This window comes from Allobosea sp. P4_H5 (genome assembly GCF_056400825.1).
In genome coordinates, this window is the sequence record NZ_JBFUKM010000003.1 from 1 (window position 1) to 19305 (window position 19305).

Below are 19305 nucleotides of genomic sequence, written 5' to 3' on the forward strand. Positions count from 1 at the left end.
GTGTCGGATGCGCGCCGGCTGAAGACCCTCGAGGATGAGAACGCCCGCCTCAAGAAGCTGCTGGCCGAACAGATGCTCGACAACGCGATCCTGAAGGATGTCGCCGCAAAAAATGGTGACGCCCGATGCGAAGCGGAAGGCGGTGGCTCATGCCTGCACGGTGCATGCGGTGAGCCAGCGTCAGGCGTGCCTGGCCTTGACGATCGACCGCTCGACGGTGCGCTACACGAGCACCGGGCCGGACGATGCCCTGTTGCGCGAGGCGATGAGGACCGCGGCAGGAGAGCGCCGGCGGTTCGGCGACCGCAGGATCCACATCATGCTGGACCGTCAGGGCATCGTGATGAACCAGAAGAAGCTGCGGCGGCTCTATCGTGAGGAGAAGTTGCAGGTGCGCCGGCGCGGCGGCCGCAAACGGGCATTGGGCACGCGCAGGCCCATGCTCGTGCCGGATCGGGCCAATGCGCGCTGGAGCCTCGATTTCCTCTCCGACACGATCAGAGACGGTCGCCGCTTCAGGGCGCTCGCCATCGTCGACGACCATACGCGCGAGTGCCTCGCGCTCGTCGCCGACACCTCGCTCTCGGGCCTGCGCGTGGCTCGGGAACTGGATGGCGTCATTCGCCTGCGCGGCCGGCCGGAGACGATCGTGTCCGACAACGGCACCGAGCTCACCTCATTGGCAATCCTGCGCTGGTGCCAGGAGACCGGCGTCGCGTGGCACTACATCGCCCCCGGCAAGCCGACGCAGAACGCCTTCGTCGAGAGTTTCAACGGGCGCTTCCGGGACGAGTGTCTCAATGACACGCTGTTCTCGACGCTCGCCGAGGCCCGCAGCGCCACCACCGCATGGAAGGAGGACTACAACCGGCACCGACCCCACTCGGCCCTCGGCAACATCACGCCCGCCGAGTTCGCAATCAAATCCGCGTTGGAAAAACAGGCCGCCTGAGCCCAGAAATCAAACCCAGGACTCTCCCTCAGCTCGGAGGAGAAAAGGGGCTCAGATCACACCGGACACATCCTCGAACTTCAGTCCGAAGCGTGCCAGGTATTTGCGCAGCCTGTCGGCGTCGTTGCCGCTCGCCTTGGTCGTGCGCGAGACCGAGAACAGTTTGCGCCCCGCGGCGCTGAGCGTGCGGCTCTCGCTGCAGACTGCGATGACCGCCGCCAGCTGGGCGCGGTCGAACAGGTCAATCTCCTCCACCCGCGCGCTGCCGAGGATATCGGCCAGTCGCGTCTCGTGGTCTAGAGTGTTCGTCTGGCCCGCGCGCCAATGCGCAGACAACCGGTCGATCTCATCGCGTGCGGTCGCCTCGTTGATGCGCCCTTGCGGGGCCAGCGTCGCCATCCTCGTGATCGACGCCGAGAGGTCGCGGAAATTGGCGTGCCACGCGGCGTCAGGCGCGACGGCGAATTTGAGATAGAGCTCGCGCGCCTCCTTGTTGAACGTCACGTTCTGCCGCTCGCGTTCGGCAAAGCGGCGCAGCTCAAAATCCAGATTGGGCTCGATATCCTCCTTGCGGTCGCGCAAAGCCGGCAGGCGGAAGGTCCAGAGATTGAGCCGCGCGAACAGGTCCTCGCGAAAGGTGCCTTCGCGCACGCACAGGGAAAGATCCTTGTTGGTGCCGGCGATAAGCTGGAAGTCCGAGGTCCGGTCGCGGTCGGAGCCCATCGGCAGGAAGCGCTTCTCCTCGATGGCGCGCAGGCACATCGCCTGTTCGTCGAGCCCGAGCTCGCCGATCTCGTCGAGGAAGAGCACGCCCTTGTCGGCAGCCTTCATCAGCCCCGGCCGGTCGCTCTGGGCGCCGGTGAAGGCGCCCTTCACATGGCCGAACAGGGTCGACATCGCCTGGTCGCCCCGTAGCGTCGCGCAATTGACCTCGACGAACTCGCCCGGGACCTGATGCTGCGCCTTTTTCAACTCGTAGATGCGCCGCGCGAGTTGCGACTTGCCGGCTCCGGTCGGCCCCGTAAGCAGCACCGGCGCGCGCGAGCGGATCGCGACCTTTTCGATCTGGTCGATCATCGCGTTGAAGGCGGCGCTGCGAGTCGCGATGCCAGACTTCAGGAAGGAGGTCGCTTCCTCATGCTCGGCCGCGAACCGCGTCGCGATGGCGTCATAGCGCGAGAGGTCGAGATCGATGATCGAATGATTGCCGGCATAGTCACTGGTCTCCGGGCGCCCGCGCGGCGGCGAGAGCTGGATCAGCCGGCCCGGGATGTAGTGGGCCTCGGTCAAGAGGAACCAGCAGATCTGCGCGACATGGGTGCCGGTGGTGATGTTGACTAGGTAATCTTCACGATCGGGATCGAAGGCGTAGGCGCGGGCGAAATCGCGCAGACCGGTATAGACCTCGCTGAAATCCCAGGGGTCGGCCATCTCGATCAAATGCTGCCGGACCTCCGTCGCCGGCGATACCTTCTCGATGTCGGCGATGATCTCGCGCGCCAGCCCGGCCGAATTGGCGCCGTGGAGCAGTTCGAGGCGATCGATGAAGAGCCTCTGCTGCTGGCAGAGCCCGATCGTCGGGCGCCAGCGCTTCCAGCGTTCGCCCCGGCCGGCGTCGAGGGTGGTTCCCAGAATGCTGATGGCGACGCGGCGGCGCACGATTTTTGACCTTATCTCATGCTCTACAATTTTATCTTATGAGATAAATTATTCTGGCGACAGTGCCCTCGCCAACTGCAATGTGTGTGCAGTATGAAAATTTTTATCATCATTGTTTTCAATGGTTTGATTGGCTCTCAGCCGTAAATTCATCGCCTCCGATCCAGAGTTGGCACGAAGCCTGAAGTGATCGGCTCGTGAAAACGAAGGATGAAGACGATGGCAAACAAATCCGTGTTTGCGACGATGGCAGGGCAGCTGCTCCCGCACACCGACGCCAGGAACCATGAAGGGGCGCTGGCTTACGGCCTGTCGCCTCGGCAGGTCCTGGCGCAGCTGGCGGCGACGGGAACGTTCAACGCGACCTTCTATGCCGGGGCGCGGGAGCAGCTGACCGAAGTGCTGGAGCTGGCCTGGCAGGTCGAGCCGGAGTTCCTGGCGAAGACCGCGGTGTTCGCCTTCGAGAAGGGCTACATGAAGGACATGCCGGCGCTGCTGCTCGCAGTGCTGTCCTGCCTGCATGGCGACGAGTTCGGCCGCGCATTCCCGCGCATCGTCCGGAACGGCAAGATGCTGCGCAACTTCGTGCAGGTCATGCGGTCCGGCGCGACTGGGCGTAAATCGCTCGGGACGCGGCCTAAGCGCTTCGTCCGGGCCTGGTTCGAGCAGGCGAGTGATGTCGAGATCATGCGCGCCGCGGTCGGTAACGAGCCGTCTTTGGCCGATGTGATCAAGATGATGCACCCGAAGCCGGCATCGGCAGCGCGTGCGGCGCTCTATGGCTACCTGATCGGCAAGCCGCACGACGTGCTGGCGCTGCCCGAGCTGGTCAAAGCCTTCGAGGCGTTCAAGCGCGACCCGTCGCTGCCGGTGCCAGCGGTGCCGTTCCAGATGCTGACCGCATTGCCCCTGACTAGGGAGCACTGGGTCCAGATCGCTGGGACGGCCAGCTGGCAGATGCTGCGCCAGAACCTCAACAGCTTCGCCCGCAACGGCGTGTTCGAGGTCGAGGGGTTCGCCGAGCAGCTGGCGAGGCGGCTGCGCGATCCGGAGGAGATCCGGCGCGCTAGGGTGTTCCCGTATCAGCTGATGGTGGCCTTCACCATGGCTGACGCGGCGGTGCCCAAGGTCGTGAAGGAGGCGTTGCAGGACGCGATGGAGATCGCGCTCGCCAACGTTCCCGAGATCGACGGCCGTGTCGTGGTCTGCCCGGACGTGTCGGGCTCGATGAGCTCGCCCGTGACGGGGCACCGTCAGGGCGCTTCGAGCAAGGTGCGCTGCATCGATGTCGCGGCCCTGGTGGCGGCGGCGTTTCTGCGAGCCAACCGCATGGCGAGGGTGCTGCCGTTCGAGCAGGATGTGGTCGAGATAGACCTCAACCCGCGCGATGCGGTGATGACCAACGCGGCCAGGCTGGCGGCGATCGGCGGCGGCGGGACGAACTGTTCCGCTCCGCTGGAGCGGCTGGCGCAGGAGAAGGCGAAAGTCGATTTCGTCGTCTTCGTCTCGGACAACCAGTCCTGGGTGGATGCCTCCGCGCATGCACATCAGGGCACCGCGACGATGCAGGCGTGGAACAAGGTGAAGATGACGAACCCGCAGGCGAAGCTCGTCTGCATCGACATCCAGCTCTACGCCACGACGCAGGCGAAGAGCCGAAGCGACATCCTGAATGTCGGCGGCTTCTCCGACCAGGTCTTCGAGGTGATCGCCACGATGGCCAAGGCCGAGACCGGCGCCGACCATTGGGTCGAGCAGATCGAGGCCATCACGCTATAGGCCCCCGGCGGCAATCCGGCCGCCGGGGTTTCGGGAAGGATTTCGAACGAGGCATGACGAATGCCGATGGGACTACATGGTCGCGGGTTCGATCCCCGTCGGGTCCATCATCTGCGGGCCCGTAGCTCAGTGGTAGAGCGTGCGTCTCGTCTTCCCTTGTCGTCATGACGAAAAACCGGATCGAGAAGAAGGTAACAATTGGGCATGACGAATGCCGATGGAACTACAGGCTGTAACCCTCCAGGTCGCGGGTTCGATCCCCGCCGGGTCCGCCATCTGAGGGCCCGTAGCTCAGCGGAAGAGCAGGTGTCCGTCGCAAGACGGACGATGTTTCATCACCACTTGTCGTCATGACCTCGAACGAGATTGGAGACGAAGACCAGACAACACCCGGCGAATGCAGGCAGGACTACAGGGAGAGCAACCGCGGCAAGGGCCGCGGCGGGTCGGACGTTCAAATCGTCCCCGATCTTCACCGGAAGGTTCGGTAGCTCAGTAAAAGCATCTTGCCGCCCCTCGTCGCCGGGACCGAACGACATGGCGAATGCCTGCGGGACTACATCGGTATTGGTGGTTCGAATCCGCCCCGCTCGCCTTCGGGCTTGCGGAATTGTCTCGCAAATCCTGGTCGCCATGACCGCTTCGGAACGGCTGAATGCAGACGGGACTACAGGTAGACGCGGCCTGCTCCGGCAGGTGCCGAAAGGCGTGAAGGTTCCAATCCTTCCCTCGCTCCGGCGAGGTGGCGGAAATTGTCTCGTGACCCTCGTCAGCTGATCCGATCGAAAGCTGAGATGACTACTGGAGTGCATGCCGCCGCACGGCGGAGGCAGGCGGAAAGAGAGAGATGATGACTGACGTTCTGAGTGGGCAGGATCTGATCGATGCCGGCGTGAAGCAGGGCAAGTGGTTCGGCCGCGCGCTCGCGGCCGGAAACGCATTGCTGGAAAAGGGCGGCTCCTTCGAGGAGGCGATCGCGGTTGCACGCAGCTTCGAGCCGCCTCCGGCGACGCCGCTCTACGCGGCAGGGACTGTGCCGTTTCATCTGAACATCGAAGCGGAGACGCCGGAGGAGGCGGCGAACGTCGAGTCCGTGGTGCTCAGCATGACCGAGTTGATGCGCACCCCGGTGATCCGCGCCGGTGCGGTGATGCCCGATGCCTGCCCAGCCGGCCCCGTCGGCACGATTCCGGTCGGCGGCGTCGCAGTCTCCGAAGGCATCCATCCCGGCATGCATTCGGCCGACATCTGCTGCTCGATGGCGATCTCGGTGTTTCCCGGCGTCGCGCCTGCGACGCTGCTGGATACGGTCCAGGCCGTCACGCATTTCGGTCCGGGCGGGCGTCCGCGCGGCCAGCAGATCCGGCCGCCGGCTGAGGTGATGGCGCGCTTTGCGGCGAACCCGCTGCTGAGCGACATCACCAGCGCCGCGATCGAGCATTTCGGCACGCAGGGCGACGGCAACCACTTCGCCTATGTCGGGACACTGAAGTCGAGCGGCGAGACGGCGCTGGTGACGCATCACGGCTCGCGTGGCCCCGGCGCCCGGCTCTACAGCAAGGGCATGCGGGCGGCGGAGAGTTTCCGCCGGCTGCTCTCGCCCGAGACGGCGCCACAGAACGCCTGGATTCCGGCTGATACGCGCGAAGGCGACGAATACTGGGACGCGCTGCAGGCCATTCGCGAATGGACGAAGCAGAACCATCTCGTCATCCACGACATGGCGGCCGAGCGGCTGTCGGCGCGCGCCGCTGACCGCTTCTGGAACGAACACAACTTCGTCTTCCGGCGTTCGGACGGGCTGTTCTACCACGGCAAGGGGGCGACCCCTGCCTTCGACGGCTGGGCTGAAGACGCGACCGATCTCACGCTGATTCCGCTGAACATGGCGGAGCCGGTGCTGATCGTGCGCGGCAAGGATGCGGCTAGCGGTCTCGGCTTCTCGCCGCATGGCGCTGGGCGGAACTTCTCACGCACCCAGCACAAGAGGCGGCTGGCGGGACGCACCGACACGGAGATATTCGCGGAGGAGACCAAGGGTATCGATGCACGCTTCTTCTCCGGCGTCACCGATATCTCGGAGTTGCCGAGCGCCTACAAGAGCGCGGCCTCGGTGCGTCGGCAGATCGAGCACTACGGCCTGGCGGAGGTCGTCGACGAGGTGCTGCCCCATGGCTGCATCATGGCTGGTGACTGGGAGAAGGATGCGCCCTGGCGGAAGAAGAAGCAGCGACAGCAGGAGCAGGGCGCCGGCCGAGCCTGACACGTTCGGCCATATCAGAAGTTGAGATAGCGCGGCGGCGCCAACACCGTCGCCGCGCTATTGTGCGTGCAGGATGTGACCCTGTTGTGCCTTGAGTCGCGACCATGAGCGCAAACCAGGTTCGGCGCTCAGTTAGTCGTTGATTTCAAAGGAAGAAATTGGAGTCGTTAGGCGACGAAACCCAGCTTCGGAGGGCAACGCTCTATCCAGCTGAGCTACGGGCGCTTTCCGTGGAGGCTGGATAGCCGATCCCCGCTGCTTCGGCAATGCGGGATTTGCGATGATGCGGTTCACGCTGCGGGACCGGTCCCGCACCAGAGTGCCCCATATCGAGCGACAGCACGGGAGACCCGCCGATTTGGAGAACGGAGTGGACGGCTTCGAGATCGAGGAGGTCTTCACCGAGGACGGCGACCTCCTCGTGCTCTCGTTGGGCTTCGCGTCGGCGGGCGATCCGTTTGATATCCTGCATGTCGCATGTGGCCGGCAGCGCGGCGGCCGCCAGCCGCCGCGGGTCGAAGGCCTGCTCTACCTCGAACGCACCGACCAGGATCTGGCCTGCGACGGCCGCGAGGTGATCCGGCTGGCGGCGCGTCTCGACCGTGTCGAGCTCGTGCTGAGCGAGGAAGGCGCGCGGCTGCTGCAGCTGCCGCGTCTCGTCCGGTTCCGCTTCGGCGCTCGTCCCGAACTGCTTCCGATCGCGCTGGCTCAGCTGAAGGCCATGGCGGCCGCGGGACAGGATTGCATCGTCATCGACGGGCCGGCGTGACGGCCCGTCGGCGCCCGGGCCGGCTCAGGCCTGCTCCTCCTTCGGGCGCGTCGATGGCCGCAGGCGCTCGCGCAGCCCTTGGAAGATCACATAGAGCGCCGGGATCACGAAGATGCCGATGAAGGATGCCGCGAGCATGCCGCCGAAGACGGGCGTGCCGACATCGCGCCGGGCGAGTTTCGACGGCCCTTCCGCGATCACTAGCGGCAGCAGGCCGAGGATGAAGGCGAAGGAGGTCATCATCACCGGACGGAAGCGCAGGCGCGCGCCTTCGGTCGCCGCGTGCAGCAGCGGGTGGCCCTTCTCGCGCAGCTCCTTGGCGAACTCGACGATGAGGATGCCGTTCTTGGCGGCGAGACCGATCAGCACGACGATGCCGATCTGGGCGTAGAGATCGAGCGTCAATTTCGCCAGGACGATCGCGATGAAGGCGCCGAGGACGCCGACTGCGACCGAGAGCAGCACCGGCACAGGGATCGTCCAGCTCTCGTAGAGCGCGACCAGGAAGAGATAGGCGAAGAGCAGCGCGAAGGCGAGGATGATCCCCGTCTGCCCCTCGGCCCGCTTCTCCTGGAAGGAGACGTCGGTCCATTCGCCGCGATAGCCCGGCGACAGGGTCTTGGCTGCGACCGCCTCCATCGCCTTCAGCGCCTGGCCGGAGGAGACGCCAGGGGCGGGCGAGCCCTGCAGCGTCACCGCCAGGCGGTTGTTGTAGCGGATCAGCGCCTGCGGGCCGACCACGACCTTGGCCTCGACGAAGGAGCGCAGCGGCACCATGTCACCGGATTTGCTGCGGACATTGATGCGGTAGATGTCGTTGACCGAGGCGCGGTCGGTGCCTTCGGCCTGGACCTGGACCTGCCAGGTGCGGCCGAAGAGGTTCATGTCGTTGACGTAGTAGCCGCCGAGCGAGGCCTGGAGGGCCTGGAAGACGTCGCTCAGGGCGACGCCGAGGATCTGGACCTTGTCGCGGTCGATGTCGAGATAGATCGACGGCGCCGAATCCGAGAAGGTCGAGAACACCCGCCGCAATTGCGGGTCCTGATTGGCGGCCACCGTCAGGCCGCGCAGCGCCTGGCCGAGCGCCTTGGCGTCGGAGGAGCCCATGTCCATCAGCACGTAGCTGAAGCCGCCGCCGCTGCCGAGGCCGATGATCGGCGGAGGCGCGACCGGGACGACATTGCCGTCGCGCACGCTGCGGAACTTCTGGGCGAGCCGGGCGATGACGGCCGAGGCCGAATCCTCCGGGCTGGTGCGCTGGTCGAACGGCTTCAGGGTCACGACGAAGAAGCCGGCATTGGGCTGGGAATAATTGTCGATGAAGTTGAGGCCGATGACCGTGGAATAATCGGCGATCGCCTTCTCGGTCTTGAGGATGCCCTCGACCTCGGCGGCGAGCGTCGATGTGCGGCCGATCGAGGCGCCGTCGGGCAATTGCGCAACGACGAAGAAGGCGCCCTGGTCGTCCTCCGGCAGGAAGCCGGTCGGCGTGACCCGGCTCATGGCGTAGATGCCGGCACCGAAGGCCGCGGTCAGGGCAAGGCTGATGGCCGAGATGCGCACGAGACGCGCCACGCCGTTGCCGTAACGGTCGCGCGTCCAGTCGATGCCGCGCATGATATGGCCGATCGGCCCGCGCCGCGGTCCGTGATGCGGCCTCAGCAGGATGGCGCAGAGCGCCGGCGACAGGGTCAGCGCGTTGATCGCCGAGAGCACCATCGCGACCGCGACGGTGACGGCGAACTGGCGGAAGAGCTCGCCGGAGATGCCGGGAATGAAGGCGACCGGCACGAAGACCGAGAGCAGAACCAGCGTGATCGCGATGATCGGGGCGACGATCTCGCCCATGGCGCGCTTGGTCGCCTCGGCCGGCGAGAGCTCCGGATGCTCCTCCATCACGCGCTCGACGTTCTCGATGACGACGATCGCGTCGTCGACGACGATGCCGATGGCGAGGACCACCGCGAGCAGCGAGACGGTGTTGGCGGAATAGCCGATGGCGTTGAGCACGATGAAGGCGCCGACCAGGCTCACCGGCACGGCGATGGTCGGGATCAGCGTCGCCCTGAGATTGCCGAGGAAGATGTAGACGACGAGCACGACGAGGACAAAGGCCTCGATCAGCGTCTTCTGGACCTCGTGGATCGTGGCGGTGACGAAGGCGGTCGGGTCGTAGGTGACCTTCCAGGCGAGGCCGTCGGGGAAGGACTTCTCGAGATCGCCGATCGTCTTCTTGACGGATTCGAGGGCTGTGAGGGCGTTGGCGCCGGGCGCCTGGTAGACACCGATCAGCACGGCCGGGCCGCCGTTCAGGCGGGTGTCACGGTCGAGATTGGCGGCGCCGAGCTCGAGGCGCGCCACGTCGGAGAGCCGCAGGACCGAGCCGTCGGCATTGGTGCGCAGCACGATCTTGCCGAACTCCTCCGGCGAGGTCAGGCGGCCCTTGGTCTGGATATTGAGCTGGAGCTGCTGGTCGTCGGAGATCGGGCGGGCGCCGATGCGGCCGACCGCGGCCTGCGCGTTCTGGCCCTGGATGGCGGCGATGATGTCGCCGGTGGTGATGTTGAGGCCGGTCAGGGCGTCGGTGCGGACCCAGGCGCGGATGGCGTAGTCCTGCGCGCCGAAGAGCGAGGCGTCGCCGACGCCGGCCGTGGACTTGATCGCATCGAGCAGGTTGATGGTCACGTAGTTCGAGACGAAGAGCGTGTCGTAATTGCCCTTCGGCGCATAGACGGCGATGACGCCAAGCAGGGCCGAGGACTGCTTCTTGACGACGACGCCGCTGCGCTGGACCTCCTGCGGCAGCTTCGACAGAGCGAGCTGGACGCGGTTGTTGACGTTGACGTTGTTGATGTCGGGATTGGTGCCGAGCTCGAAGGAGACCTGCAGCGAGTAGCTGCCGTCATTGCCGCTGACGCTCTTCATATAGAGCATCTTGTCGGTGCCGACGATCTGGGCCTCGATCGGCTGGGCGACGGTCTGCTCGACCACGGCGGCCGAAGCGCCGGGATAGGACGCCCGTACCGAGATCTGCGGCGGCACGATGTCGGGATATTGCGCGACGGGAATCGCGAAGAGGGAGATCAGGCCCGCGATCGTGGTGACGAGCGCGATGACGATCGCCAGCCGGGGCCGGTCGACGAAGACGGAGCTCAGCATGAGGTCAGCTCCGGCCGGTCGTCAGGGTCACGGGCGAGGCCAGCACCGGCACGCCGGGCCGGAGGTTCTGCAGGCCCTGGATGACGATCTGCTCGTTGCCGGAAAGGCCCTGGTCGATCGCGACATAGGAGCCGGCCTCGGCCCCGACCTTGACCCGCTTCACCACCGCCTTGCCGTCCTCGACGGCGAAGACATAGGAGCCCTGCTGGTCGGCGATCAGCGCCGATTGCGGGACCAGCACCTTCTCCTCGCTTTGAGGCGCCTGGACGCCGACGCGAACGAGCGTGCCGTCGAGGAGCTTGCCCGCCGGATTAGGCAGAGTGGCGCGGACCAGCACGGTGTCGGTTGAACGCTCGACGGAGACATCGACGAAGTCGACGCGGCCCTTCTGGTCGTAGGTCGAGCCGTCCGAGAACTTCAGGCTGACAAGCGGGGCCTGGCCGTCCGCCGGCAGGCGGTTCGTCTTCAGCGCCAGGAATTCGCGCTGGCTGACCGGGAAGGTGACATACATCGGGTCGTCGCTGACGATCTGGGCCAGCACACCGCTGTCGGGGCTGACGACATTGCCCTTGGTCACCTTGGTGCGGCCGATGCGGCCGGCGATCGGCGCCTTGATCTCGGTGTAGCCGAGATTGATCTGGGCGGTCTTCAGATTGGCGGCGGCCGTGGTCTCGTCGCCCTGCGCGCCCTTCTCCTCGGCGACACGCTGGTCGCGGATGGCGACCGAGCCGGCATTGGTCTTCAGCAGGTCCTCGGCACGCTGGCGCTGCACCGTGGCGTTCTGGAGGGCGCCCTGGGCCTTCTCAAGTGCGCCTTGCGCCTGCTCGACTGCCGCCTCGAACGGACTGCGCTCGATGCGGAAGAGCGGAGCCCCCGCGGCGACGGTCGCGCCGTCCTTGAACAGGACCTCTTCGAGATAGCCGGTGACGCGGGCACGGATGTCGACACGGTTCACCGCCTCGATCCGCCCGACGAAATCGGCGGTCTGGGTGATGGCGCGCTTCTCGGCGATCACGGTGCCGACGGGAACGGCGGTGGGCGCCGGCTGCTGGGCGAGGGCGCCCGCGCCGAGGCCGAAGATGAGGAACACCGCGAGCGTCGGGGAGGAAAGGCGCAAGGCCGTGGAGCGCTGCGCATGCGCCATCCGAGACCGCTCAGACATTCGTTGACCCCTTAGCCATTGTTCGCTCCGTCCAATCAGAAGGCACGGAGCGAGCTATCCATATCCTGCGTCGATACTGGGCACATTCCTCCGAAAACGCTACGGTCTTGTTACGCGCCTGCGTTGCGTGCCCGGTTTTCATCATTGCCCTGGCGTGAATGCGCTCACGACAATCTGTCGAAGCTGTCGGTGCGCGCGAGGTCCCAGTTGCGGCGATAGAAGGCGTGCTCGCAGAGCCCGGTCAGCAATTCGCCCGGCTGCAGGAAGACGTGCAGATCGGAGAACAGGCGGATCTCGGTGGCGCTGACGCGGCGCACGAGATGGTGCGGGCCGAGCTCTTCGGGATGGGTCAGGCCGGCCGCCGCCAGCATGTCGGCGAGCGCGTGCAGCGTGTTAGCGTGGAAGCGATGGACGCGCTGCGCCTTGTCCGGCACCACCAGCGCCCGCTGGCGGACGGCATCCTGCGTCGCGACGCCGGTCGGGCAGCGATTGGTGTTGCAGGACAGCGACTGGACGCAGCCGAGCGCGAACATGAAGCCGCGGGCGGCATTGGCCCAGTCGGCCCCGATGGCGAGCACGCTGGCGATGTCGAAGGCGCTGACGATGCGTCCGGCGACGCCGATCTTGACCTTGTCGCGCAGCCCGGCGCCGACCAGCACATTGTGGACGAAGAGCAGGCCTTCGCGCATAGGCAGGCCGATATGGTCGCTGAACTCGACCGGGGCGGCGCCGGTGCCGCCCTCGGCACCGTCGACGACGATGAAATCGGGCACGACGCCGCTCTCCAGCATCGCCTTGACCATGCCCATGAACTCCCAGGGGTGGCCGAGGCAGAGCTTGAAGCCGACGGGCTTGCCGCCCGAGAGCTCGCGCAACTGCGCGATGAAGGCCATCATCTTCAACGGCGTCGAGAAGGCGCTGTGGCTCGGCGGCGAGATGCAATCCTGCCCGACCGGCACGCCGCGGGTCGCCGCGATTTCGGGCGTCACCTTCGGCGCCGGCAGGATGCCGCCATGGCCGGGTTTGGCGCCCTGGCTCAGCTTGATCTCGATCATCTTGACCTGTGGCTCGGTCGCCTGCCGGGCGAAGCGCTCGGGATCGAAGCGACCCTTGTCGTCGCGGCAGCCGAAATAGCCGCTGCCGAGCTCCCAGATGATGTCGCCGCCGCCCTCGCGGTGATAGGGGCTGATGCTGCCCTCGCCGGTGTCATGACTGAAGCGGCCGAGGCGCGCGCCGGTGTTGAGCGCCCTGATCGCATTGGCCGAGAGCGAGCCGAAGCTCATTGCCGAGATGTTGAAGACGGAAGCCGAATAGGGCTGGCGGCACTGGTCGTTGCCGATGGTGATGCGGAAGCTCTCGGGGTCGGAGACCGGCGCCGGCCGGGTCGAATGACCAATGAACTCGTAGCCCTCGCGATAGACGTCGAGCAACGTGCCGAACGGGTGATCGCCGGCGAGGTTCTTGGCGCGGCGATAGACCAGCGAGCGCTGCGAGCGCGAGAACGGTGCTGCTTCCTCGTCCGCCTCGAACAGGTATTGGCGCAGTTCGGGCCGGACCAGCTCGGCGAACCAGCGGATATGGCCGATCACCGGGTAGTTGCGTCGGATCGCATGCTCGGTCTGGGCGAGGTCCCAGAGGCCGAGCAAGGCCAACGCCATCGCCAGCAGGCCGGGCAGCCAGAACCAGCTGTAACGGAAGGCCAGTGGGACCGTGATGAGCGCGACAAGAATGCAGACGATCAGCGTGGTGAAACGGCTCAGTCGCAACGTCATATCCGACACCTGTCCGAACGAGGTCCTTTCCTTCTAGCTTTGACAGATTCGAAAGACGATCGACCAGATGAGCGGACGGCCTTGCCGGCTAGGCATGGCCATAGGCATCGGCGCCGTCTTCGCTCGCCGGCTCCTGCCGGTCGAAGGTTTCGAGCCAGCGCGACAGGCCGGGCAGCGGCGGGCCGGCCCGCAACTGCCGCAGTGTGACACGCAAGGTGTGGCGGGCGAATTTGTTCGCCGGCTCGCGGAAACTCGCGGGGTCGGAGCCGGAGTGGATCGCCGCCAGAGCCTGCTGCTTCAGCGCCGTGAGTTCGGGGTCGCCGGTGGCGGCAAGGAGTGTCTGGAAGTGCTCGTGTGCCGCGCCGTCCCAGGGCCGCGGCCGGGCCATCGCGTCCTTCAGCGGGTGGGCCGGGACGAGATGGGCGAAAGGCACCCATCCCTCGGGCAACGGTTCGGTCGCCGCATGGGTGCGGCCGTTGCGCAGCAATTGCGGCAGGACATGGGTGTGCGGCCCTTCCGGGCTCTTGCCGTCGGCCGGCGGGATCGGCTGGTAGACCTCGCAGCGTCCGGCGCGCGCGATGAAGACGCGATGCGGTCCCTTCGCGATGATCGCCCCCATCGCCGGATTACCGGCCTCGAACAGGCTCCGGCCGGCGACGGTGCGCAAGGCGGCGATCAGCTCGGGGTCGCCAGTGCGGATGCAGATGTCGACCTGCAAGGTGCCGAGGCCCATGTCGAAGAGGATGCCGCCGCGGTCCTGGAGTCGCAGCGCCGCCTCGTCGGGACCGAGCTCGGTCAGGGCCGTGCGCCGGTTCATCGCGCAGGCCGCTTCCGGCAGGCAGAGCGCGATGCGATGGCTCCAGCCCTGGCCGACCGCGGTCTCGGAGGCGAAGAGCCTGACCTTTGAGAGGTCGTCGAAGCCGATGCCGCCGCGATTCGTGACGGCCAAGAGCCGGTCCGGCCTGTCGCCGAGTTCGACCGGCTCGCCGGGATCGCGCAGGAATTCGGCGATTGCGCCGAATGTGCCGAGATTCCACTGCGTCGTCTCGGTGGCGAGTTCCTGATGGATCAGGCTGGTCACGTCGTCTGCCGTCATCGGCTGGCTTCCTCGTTAGTCAGAGCCTGCCAGGGCAGGACGAATTGTTCGCCATCGCGGCTGCCGCGCGCGACCGCGATGCCGAAGGCGCGGGCGAGGTTGCCGTCGTCGAGCACCGCGGCTGGCGAGCCGTCGGCGAGGATGCGGCCGCCCTCGAGCAGGACCAGCCGGTCGCAGAAGCGTCCGGCCAGCGCGAGATCGTGCAGCACGACGACCACGCCGGTGCCGGCAGCGGCGATGCGCCTGAACAGCGCCATCGCCTCGAGCTGATGGCGCGGGTCGAGCCCGACCAGGGGTTCGTCGGCGAGCAGCATCTCCGCTTCGACCGCCAGCGCCCGCGCCAGCAGCACCCGCATGCGTTCGCCGCCCGAGAGGCTACCCAGGCTGCGTTCGCGGAAAGCGCTGGCATCGGTCGCGGCGAAAGCATTGCTGATCGCGGTGCGATCGGTCTCGGTCAGGTCGGCGAAGGGGCGCCGATGTGGCAGGCGGCCGAGCGCGACCACCGCTTCGGCGCGCATCTGCCATTGCACGCTGCCGCCCTGGGCGAGGAAGGCGAGGCGTTGCGCCAGTGTGCGGCGTCCCAGCGTCCCTGCCGGCTTGCCGTCATAGAGGACCGTGCCCGCGGCCGGGGGCAGCAGGTCGGCGAGGATGCGCAGCAAGGTGGTCTTGCCGGCTCCATTGGCGCCGATCAGGCCGACGAGCTCGCCGGGCCGCAGGGCAAGGTCGATCCCGGTGAGGATCGGCTTGCCGTCGAAGGCGATCGCGATGCCGTTCGCTTCGATACGCATCACGCCTCCCGCCGCAGGCGCTGGATCAGGCTGAACAGGAAGGGCGCGCCAATCAAGGCGGTGACGACACCGAGCTTGAGCTCGGGCCGGATCGGCATCAGCCGCAGCGCCGTGTCGGCGGCGAGCAGCAGGATCGCGCCGCCGAAGCCGCTGACCAGCAGCAGCCGTCCCGGCTTGTGGCCGACCAGCGGGCGCAGCAGGTGCGGCATGACGAGCCCGACGAAGCCGATCGCTCCGGTGACCGCGACGGCGCTGCCGACGGCAAGCGCGGCCCCACCGATCAATCGCACCCGCAGCCAGCTCAGGTCGAAGCCGAGGCTGCGCGCCGTGTCCTCGCCGAGCGTGAGCCCGTCGAGCGCCGGCGCGCTGGAGAGCAGCAGGGCCCAGCCGATCAGCATCAGCGGCAGCACAAGCCAGACATGGATCAGGCTGCGGTCGGCGAGCGAGCCCATCAGCCAGAACACGATCTCCAGCGCGGCATAAGGATTGGGCGCGAGGTTGAGCGCCAGCGAGGTCATCGCCCCGGCAAAGCTGTTGATCGCGACGCCGGCGAGGATCAGCGTCATCGTGCCGGCGCCGCGGCCATTGAGCGCGAAGAGCAGCAGGACGGCGAGTAGCGCTCCGGCGATGCCGCCGAGCGGCAAAGCGAGTGCGAAAGCGCCGGCAAAACCGGAATAGAACACGGTGACGGCGCCGAAGGCGGCAGCGCTGGAGATGCCGACGATACCGGGCTCGGCCAGCGGATTGCGTAGCAGGCCCTGCATCGCGGCGCCGGCCAGGCCTAGGCTGAAGCCGACGAGCGCGCCGAGGATGGCGCGCGGCAGGCGCAATTCGACAAGCACAAGCGCAGGCAGGCTCTGCCGGCCGGCAAGCCAGTCACTGAGCGCGGCGAAGAGGTCGAGCCGGGCATAGCCGACTGCGAGCGACAGCACCGCCATGACGAGCGTCGCGGCCGCGAGCAGAGCGACGAGCCGCCAATAGGACATTCGTTCGAATGCGGAAGATGGAATGATCGCAGCGCTCATGGGCTTTTCCCGGCTGATATCGGCGCGGCCGCGTCGAGCAGCAATTCGATCGCGTCGATCACCGCCGGGCCGGCGCAGGTCCAGAGCTTCGAGGGCAAAGCGACGAGCTTCAGCCGGTCGCCGAGCCGGGCGAGGACAGGGTGATGCAGGATCTCGTGGGCCAGCGAGGGTGGGCCGTCCGGCGTGGTGTTGAGGATCAGGATGTCGGCCTTTCCGAGCGCGACGGTCTCGAGCGCGATCTGGCCGTAATTGTCGATGCCGAGCTCGGCGGCGAGGTTGATCAGCCCCGCCGCCGTCAGGATCTCGTCGACGAGCGAGCCGCGCCCGGTGGTGAAGCCGTTCGGGCGCAGGACGATCGCGCGCGGATGCGCGGGGCGAGGACGATCCGCCAGCGCGGCGAGGCGCTTGTCGATCTCCGCGATCAGGACCTCGCCGTTCTGCCGCTCGCCGAGCAGCTTGGCCATATCGCGGATCTGCGCGCGCATCTCGGCGAGGTCGCCCGGCACGCCGAACTCGCGGACCGGCACCCCGACGCGCTTCAGCAGCGCGACGGTCGAGCGCGTCGTATAGGCGCCGGCGACGACGAGGTCGGGCTTTTGCGCCAGCACCTCCTCGACCAACCCGTGATTGGCCGGGATCGTCAGGGCGCGCGCAGCCATGTTGGCGTTGCGCGGATCCTGCGACAGCCAGGTCACCGAGGCGATGTGCTTCGGTGACGCCAGCCGCAGCACCAGCTCGTCGGTGCACATGTTGAGCGAGACGATGCGCTGCGGCTTGCCCGGCGCATCGTCCGCATGGGCGGGGCCGCCGAACGCCGCCAGCCAGAGGCCGAGCGCGAGGGCAGCCAGTTGCCTCACAGGCTCACCCTGATCCCGCCGAAGGCGCTGAGGCCCGGCACCAGGAAGCCGACAGGGTTCTCGTAGCGCTTGTCGAACAGGTTATCGACGCGGCCGAACACGGTGAGCTTCTCGTCGATCTTATAGTCGGCGGCGAGATTGACGATGGCGGCGCCCGGCGCGCGCATCCGCGAGATCGAGAAGTCGCGGTTCCCGTCCATGCGCTCGCCGACATAAATCAGCGTCGCCGACAGCGTCAGCTTCTCGATCGGCATCCAGCTCGCGGTGATGCTGGCCTTGTGGCGTGGCCGGCGCAGCAGCTCCTGATGCGCGGTCTCGTCCTTGGCGAGGGTGAAGGTGTAGTCGGCCCGGACCTTGAACTGCGGCGTCAGCTCGAGCGCCGCGAAGGCCTCGACGCCCTTGGTCGTGGCGCGGCCGATATTCGTATAGGAGGTGCGCGCGGCGTTGGTCAGGATCAGGTTGTCGATGTCGTTGTGGAAGTACGTCGCGCCGAAGTTGACCCGCCCGTTCAGCAGCGGCTGCTCGAAGCCGACATCCCAGCCGCGGCTTTCCTCCGGCTTGAGGGCCGGGTTGCCGTAGAAGTTGAAGGCCGGGCGGGAATCGCTGAAGCGCTCGCTCAGCGTCGGCGCCTTGAAGCCGGTGCCGTAGCTCGCCTTCAGCTTGGTGTCGGTGCCTGGCACGATGAAGACCGGTGCGATGCGATAGGTGGTGTGGCGGCCGAACTTGTCGTCGCTGTCATAGCGGATATTGGCGACGGTGAAGAAGCGGTCGGTCCAGTTCGACTGCAATTCGACGAAGGCGCCCCTGTTGCCGTTCGAGACGGTCTTGTTGGGTGTGTCGAAGCGCTCGTTCTCATATTGCAGGCCCATCACCAGGGTCTGGCTCTGGGTGAGCTTCAGGTCGCCGCGCCAGTCGTATTTGATGCGCTCGCCGAGGTTCTCGCTGGGCAAACCGAGGATGCCTGCGGCGTTCGGCCGGCGGTTGGAGCGATCCTGGTTGCTGTAGGAGACGCCGAAGCGGTTGACGAAGCGCCCGTCGAGCGGATCCCAGACGATCTCGCCGCGGGTGAAAGCCTGACGGTAGTTCTGACTGGAGCGGAAGGCATCCGGCAGGCTTGGGAAGCCGGAATCATTGGTGAACAGCAACTGCCCGTCGATATAGCGGCCGACCCAGTTGACGCTCAGCGTGTCGGTCAGGCGGGCGCCGAGGCGGGCGGAATAGCTCCAATTGTCATAGGAATTGGGATTGCGCCGCCGTCCGGCGGGCACGAGCTCCGGCGGCGTCACCGGCGTGGCCTCCGCGCGGAAATGGCTGATGCCGAAAGCGTAGTCGAAGCGGTCATTGCCACCGCTGACGCCGAGGCTCTGGTTGAAGGTGCCGTGCGAGCCGGCTTCGACCGAGCCCGTCACCTTGGGCGGACCTTCGCCGCGCTTGCTGGTGATCGAGATGACACCGCCGAGCGCATTGGCGCCATAGAGGCCGCTCTGCGGGCCGCGCAGCACCTCGATGCGTTCGATGTCGGTAGTCAGCATCTGGCCGAAATCGAAGGAGCGGTTCGGCGTCGAGGGGTCGTTCACCTCGATCCCGTCGATCAGCACCTTGACGTGGTTGGAGTTGGTGCCGCGCATGAAGACCGAGGTGAGGCCGCCCGGCCCGTTGGTCTGGACGAGGTTGAGGCCTGGGACGGCGGCAAGGGCCTGCGGCAGGGTGCGGCGCTGCTGGCGCTCGATCTCCTGGGCGGTGACGACGGTGACGGAGCTGGCGATCTCCCTGGCCGGGGTCGGCACGCCGGTCGGGCTGATGACGATCTCGTCGAGCGCGATCGGCTTCTCGCCCGACTGCGCCAGTGCAGAGGGCGATATCAGCATCGTTGAAGCGGCAAGCAGGGAGAAGGCAAGGGGCGAACGCCCGCTCTTGGCGGGCTTTGGCAAACGGAACACGGGAAACCTCGGCGGTAACGTCAGTGGCACGTCACCGCGAACGAGATGTCCCCACCCGCTCCCGAAACCGGGTGCGCGCAGTTC

12 protein-coding genes and 1 pseudogene are annotated in these 19305 nt (G+C 66.7%); 4 read left to right on the top strand and 9 right to left on the bottom strand.

Going from position 1 to position 19305, the window contains the following annotated elements; genetic code table 11:
- A pseudogene (locus tag AC1DS0_RS06495) lies at positions 1 to 952 on the top strand (IS3 family transposase); the annotation flags it as partial.
- Between the two features lie 51 nt (positions 953 to 1003).
- Here AC1DS0_RS06495 and rtcR read toward each other — a convergent pair.
- Positions 1004 to 2611, bottom strand: coding sequence for an RNA repair transcriptional activator RtcR (rtcR, locus tag AC1DS0_RS06500; RefSeq protein WP_476813563.1), 1608 nt, complete (start codon positions 2609 to 2611; stop codon positions 1004 to 1006).
- A 219-nt stretch (positions 2612 to 2830) separates the two neighbouring features.
- Here rtcR and AC1DS0_RS06505 point away from each other — a divergent pair, with 219 nt between their 5' ends.
- The 3 genes from AC1DS0_RS06505 (at position 2831) to AC1DS0_RS06515 (ending at position 7422) form a co-directional block, all read left to right on the top strand.
- Entirely contained in the window at positions 2831 to 4390 is a 1560-nt protein-coding gene (locus AC1DS0_RS06505) for an RNA-binding protein (RefSeq protein ID WP_476813564.1), read from the top strand.
- Between the two features lie 850 nt (positions 4391 to 5240).
- A complete protein-coding gene (locus tag AC1DS0_RS06510; RefSeq protein ID WP_476813565.1) occupies positions 5241 to 6653 on the top strand; it encodes an RtcB family protein in 1413 nt (470 codons plus the stop codon).
- A gap of 370 nt (positions 6654 to 7023) precedes the next feature.
- Positions 7024 to 7422: a hypothetical protein gene (locus AC1DS0_RS06515; RefSeq protein ID WP_476813566.1), complete on the top strand. Its 399-nt coding sequence runs from the start codon at positions 7024 to 7026 to the stop codon at positions 7420 to 7422.
- A 24-nt stretch (positions 7423 to 7446) separates the two neighbouring features.
- Here AC1DS0_RS06515 and AC1DS0_RS06520 read toward each other — a convergent pair whose 3' ends face one another.
- The 8 genes from AC1DS0_RS06520 to AC1DS0_RS06555 form a co-directional block, all read right to left on the bottom strand.
- A complete protein-coding gene (locus AC1DS0_RS06520) occupies positions 7447 to 10581 on the bottom strand; it encodes an efflux RND transporter permease subunit (protein WP_476813567.1) in 3135 nt (1044 codons plus the stop codon).
- 4 nt (positions 10582 to 10585) lie between these two features.
- The gene (locus AC1DS0_RS06525; RefSeq protein ID WP_476813568.1) at positions 10586 to 11743 is read right to left on the bottom strand and encodes an efflux RND transporter periplasmic adaptor subunit; all 1158 of its coding nucleotides are present in this window, start codon (positions 11741 to 11743) and stop codon (positions 10586 to 10588) included.
- 164 nt (positions 11744 to 11907) lie between these two features.
- Complete coding sequence (locus AC1DS0_RS06530) at positions 11908 to 13515, bottom strand: FMN-binding glutamate synthase family protein (RefSeq protein WP_476813569.1); 1608 nt, start codon at positions 13513 to 13515, stop codon at positions 11908 to 11910.
- A gap of 88 nt (positions 13516 to 13603) precedes the next feature.
- Positions 13604 to 14611, bottom strand: coding sequence for a DUF6925 family protein (locus AC1DS0_RS06535; protein WP_476813570.1), 1008 nt, complete (start codon positions 14609 to 14611; stop codon positions 13604 to 13606).
- Positions 14608 to 15399, bottom strand: coding sequence for an ABC transporter ATP-binding protein (locus tag AC1DS0_RS06540; protein ID WP_476813571.1), 792 nt, complete (start codon positions 15397 to 15399; stop codon positions 14608 to 14610). Before AC1DS0_RS06540 ends, AC1DS0_RS06535 begins: the two co-directional genes overlap by 4 nt.
- The gene (locus AC1DS0_RS06545) at positions 15399 to 16424 is read right to left on the bottom strand and encodes a FecCD family ABC transporter permease (protein WP_476813572.1); all 1026 of its coding nucleotides are present in this window, start codon (positions 16422 to 16424) and stop codon (positions 15399 to 15401) included. Before AC1DS0_RS06545 ends, AC1DS0_RS06540 begins: the two co-directional genes overlap by 1 nt.
- Entirely contained in the window at positions 16421 to 17281 is an 861-nt protein-coding gene (locus AC1DS0_RS06550) for an ABC transporter substrate-binding protein (protein ID WP_476813573.1), read from the bottom strand. The genes AC1DS0_RS06545 and AC1DS0_RS06550 overlap by 4 nt, the downstream gene beginning before the upstream one ends.
- Positions 17278 to 19221, bottom strand: coding sequence for a TonB-dependent receptor plug domain-containing protein (locus AC1DS0_RS06555; RefSeq protein ID WP_476813574.1), 1944 nt, complete (start codon positions 19219 to 19221; stop codon positions 17278 to 17280). The genes AC1DS0_RS06550 and AC1DS0_RS06555 overlap by 4 nt, the downstream gene beginning before the upstream one ends.
- Positions 19222 to 19305 lie beyond the last annotated feature (84 nt).

Excerpts from the sequence above, each read along its gene's own strand:
- AC1DS0_RS06505 (WP_476813564.1), top strand. The coding sequence starts at position 2,831 with ATGGCAAACAAATCCGTGTTTGCGACGATGGCAGGGCAGCTGCTCCCG.
- AC1DS0_RS06510 (WP_476813565.1), top strand. The coding sequence starts at position 5,241 with ATGACTGACGTTCTGAGTGGGCAGGATCTGATCGATGCCGGCGTGAAG.
- AC1DS0_RS06520 (WP_476813567.1), bottom strand. The coding sequence starts at position 10,581 with ATGCTGAGCTCCGTCTTCGTCGACCGGCCCCGGCTGGCGATCGTCATC.
- AC1DS0_RS06525 (WP_476813568.1), bottom strand. The coding sequence starts at position 11,743 with ATGTCTGAGCGGTCTCGGATGGCGCATGCGCAGCGCTCCACGGCCTTG.
- AC1DS0_RS06530 (WP_476813569.1), bottom strand. The coding sequence starts at position 13,515 with ATGACGTTGCGACTGAGCCGTTTCACCACGCTGATCGTCTGCATTCTT.
- AC1DS0_RS06535 (WP_476813570.1), bottom strand. The coding sequence starts at position 14,611 with ATGACGGCAGACGACGTGACCAGCCTGATCCATCAGGAACTCGCCACC.
- AC1DS0_RS06540 (WP_476813571.1), bottom strand. The coding sequence starts at position 15,399 with ATGCGTATCGAAGCGAACGGCATCGCGATCGCCTTCGACGGCAAGCCG.
- AC1DS0_RS06545 (WP_476813572.1), bottom strand. The coding sequence starts at position 16,424 with ATGAGCGCTGCGATCATTCCATCTTCCGCATTCGAACGAATGTCCTAT.